A 2,196-nucleotide genomic window follows, 5' to 3' on the forward strand; every position below is an offset into this window, starting at 1 on the left:
AGACCTGGGCCACCGGCGGCGCGCGACGGGCACGATCGCGCCACCGCTGGCCCCTGGCGGGAACTAAGGAGTGGGCATGGACAAGATCTGGGCGAACTCGGGAGATTCGCACCTGCTGGAGCCGGTCGACCTGTGGACGTCAAGGCTGCCGGCGCACCTGGCGGACCGCGCTCCACGCACCGAACGGGGCGACCGGCACGAAACAATCTACGTCGACAACGTGGTCCAGCGACGGGCGCTCAACGACTTCATGGACTCGTTCCGTCCCCCGGGCGCCTACGACCTCAAGCTTCGCCTCCAGGACATGGATGCCGAGGGCATCTGGGGGCAGCTCGTATTCCCGTCGATGGGCCTGTGGACCGTCCTGATCACCGATCGGGAACTCGCCGCCGCGTCCGTGCGGGCGTACAACGACTGGTGCCGTGAAGAGATCATGGATGGCTCGCCTCGCATCGTCGGCGCCGCGCTCCTGTCGATGGCCTCCATCGAAGACGCCGTGGCCGAGATCGAGCGGGTCGCCGGGATGGGGTTCCAGTGCGTGTTCCTGCCCACCGTCGTCCCCGACGGGCAGGAGTACGCCCAGGAGCTGTGGGAGCCGGTCTGGACCGCGGCTGAGGAAGCAAACCTCCTGATCGCCTTCCACATCGGTACCGGCTCGGACGCCAAGGCGTTCCGCGGTCCTGGAGCGGCTGTCATCAACTACGTGGAAACGACCTTCCCCGGCATGCGGGTCGTCACCCACCTGGTCGGCGCGGGCGTGCTCGACCGTCACCCGCGCCTGCGGATCATGATTGCCGAAGGTGGGGCGTCATGGGTGCCGGCGCTCGCCGACCGGATGGACGAGGGCTACCGCCAGCACGGCAACTGGGCGCTGCCCAAGCTGTCGGTGCTGCCGAGCGAGCTGATCTACCGGCAGGTCTACACGTCCTTCCAGCACGATGTGAGCGCTGTTCCCGCGGTCACCGCCATGGGTTACCGCAACGTCATGTGGGGTGACGACTACCCCCACCTCGAGGGTACCTACGGCCACACCCAGCAGACGCTGCACGACCTGTTCCAGGATGTCCCGGACGAGGTACGCCACACCATCACCCTGGACACCTTCCGCACGCTGTTCACCGTGCCGGACCGGGTCGAGGCCTGAGGCCTGAGGCCTTCCGGACCTCGGCACAGGCGGCCTGACCACAGGACATGGCCAGGCCACCTGCCCAGACCACGGCCACGGCCACACGGCAACGGCAACGTGGAGAAGCCCCGGACGCAACCGCCTCCGGGGCTTCTCCACGTTCAACGCCGGCCCGCGCCAGCCCGCGACCGCGGGGTCAGGCGTGCGCCTGGGCCAACGGCGCGCCGGACAGATAGGACTGCGCGATGTCGTCCAAGCGGCCGCGCAGGTCCTGCGCGGTACCGCTGAGCGCGATCCGGCCGCGGCTCATCACATAGGCCCGGTCGGCGAACTCAAGAGCCTTCGCGATGTGCTGCTCGACGAGGAGCACGCCCACACCGCCGTCCGCGGCCTGCCGGACCGCACGCAGCAGCCGTGTGACAACCAGCGGCGCCAATCCGAGCGAGAGCTCGTCGGCCAGCAGCAGGCTCGGGCCACGGCCCAGCGCTCGGGCCAGGGCCAGCATCTGCTGCTGGCCACCGGAGAGCAGCCCGACCCGCCGTCCGCGGAACTCGGCAAGCTCCGGGAACAAGTCGAACGCGAGCGCCAGGTCACTCCCGCTGACCCGCAGGTTCTCCTCGACGGTCAGGCTCATGAACACCGACCGCTCCTCGGTGACCAGGCCAAGGCCCGCCCGTGCGCGCCGGTGCAGCGGGGCCTTGGTGACCTGGCCGCTCACCCGGACCTCCCCGCCGAGAACAGGCAGCTCACCACACAGCGTGAGCAGTGTGGTGGTCTTGCCCGCGCCGTTCGGGCCGAGCAGCGCGACAACCTCGCCCGGCTCCACGTGTATGTCGAGGTCGCGCACGACCGCGAGCGAACCGTAGCCGGCCGACAGTCCTATCGTTTCGATCAACGCTGGCATCGTGTGCTCCTCAGCCGACCCTCGGGGCGGCACGATCATCAAACTCTCGCGTCATACTTTTTCGGACTGAATCAGCTTCTTGGCGGCATGCGGTTTCGGTGACCCGGCCCGCTCACCGGGCCTGCGGGAGTCAGCCGGGGCCGCGTCGGTCGGCTCCCCGGTCGGC

General features: G+C 69.1%; 2 protein-coding genes. One reads left to right on the plus strand and one right to left on the minus strand.

What is annotated here, in order from left to right; translation table 11 throughout:
- Nucleotides 1-76: 76 nt before the first annotated feature.
- Nucleotides 77-1,144 carry an amidohydrolase family protein gene (locus MJ783_RS02800; protein ID WP_239308331.1) on the plus strand — a complete coding sequence of 356 codons (1,068 nt, stop codon included), beginning with the start codon at nucleotides 77-79 and terminating at the stop codon, nucleotides 1,142-1,144.
- A 178-nt stretch (nucleotides 1,145-1,322) separates the two neighbouring features.
- Here MJ783_RS02800 and MJ783_RS02805 read toward each other — a convergent pair whose 3' ends face one another.
- Nucleotides 1,323-2,030 (minus strand): ABC transporter ATP-binding protein, encoded by a 708-nt coding sequence (locus tag MJ783_RS02805; RefSeq protein ID WP_239308332.1) that lies wholly within the window; start codon nucleotides 2,028-2,030, stop codon nucleotides 1,323-1,325.
- Between the last annotated feature and the right edge of the window lie 166 nt (nucleotides 2,031-2,196).

The sequence above is a fragment of the Protofrankia sp. Cj3 genome, from assembly GCF_917627355.1.
In the GTDB taxonomy this organism is placed as follows: domain Bacteria; phylum Actinomycetota; class Actinomycetes; order Frankiales; family Frankiaceae; genus Protofrankia.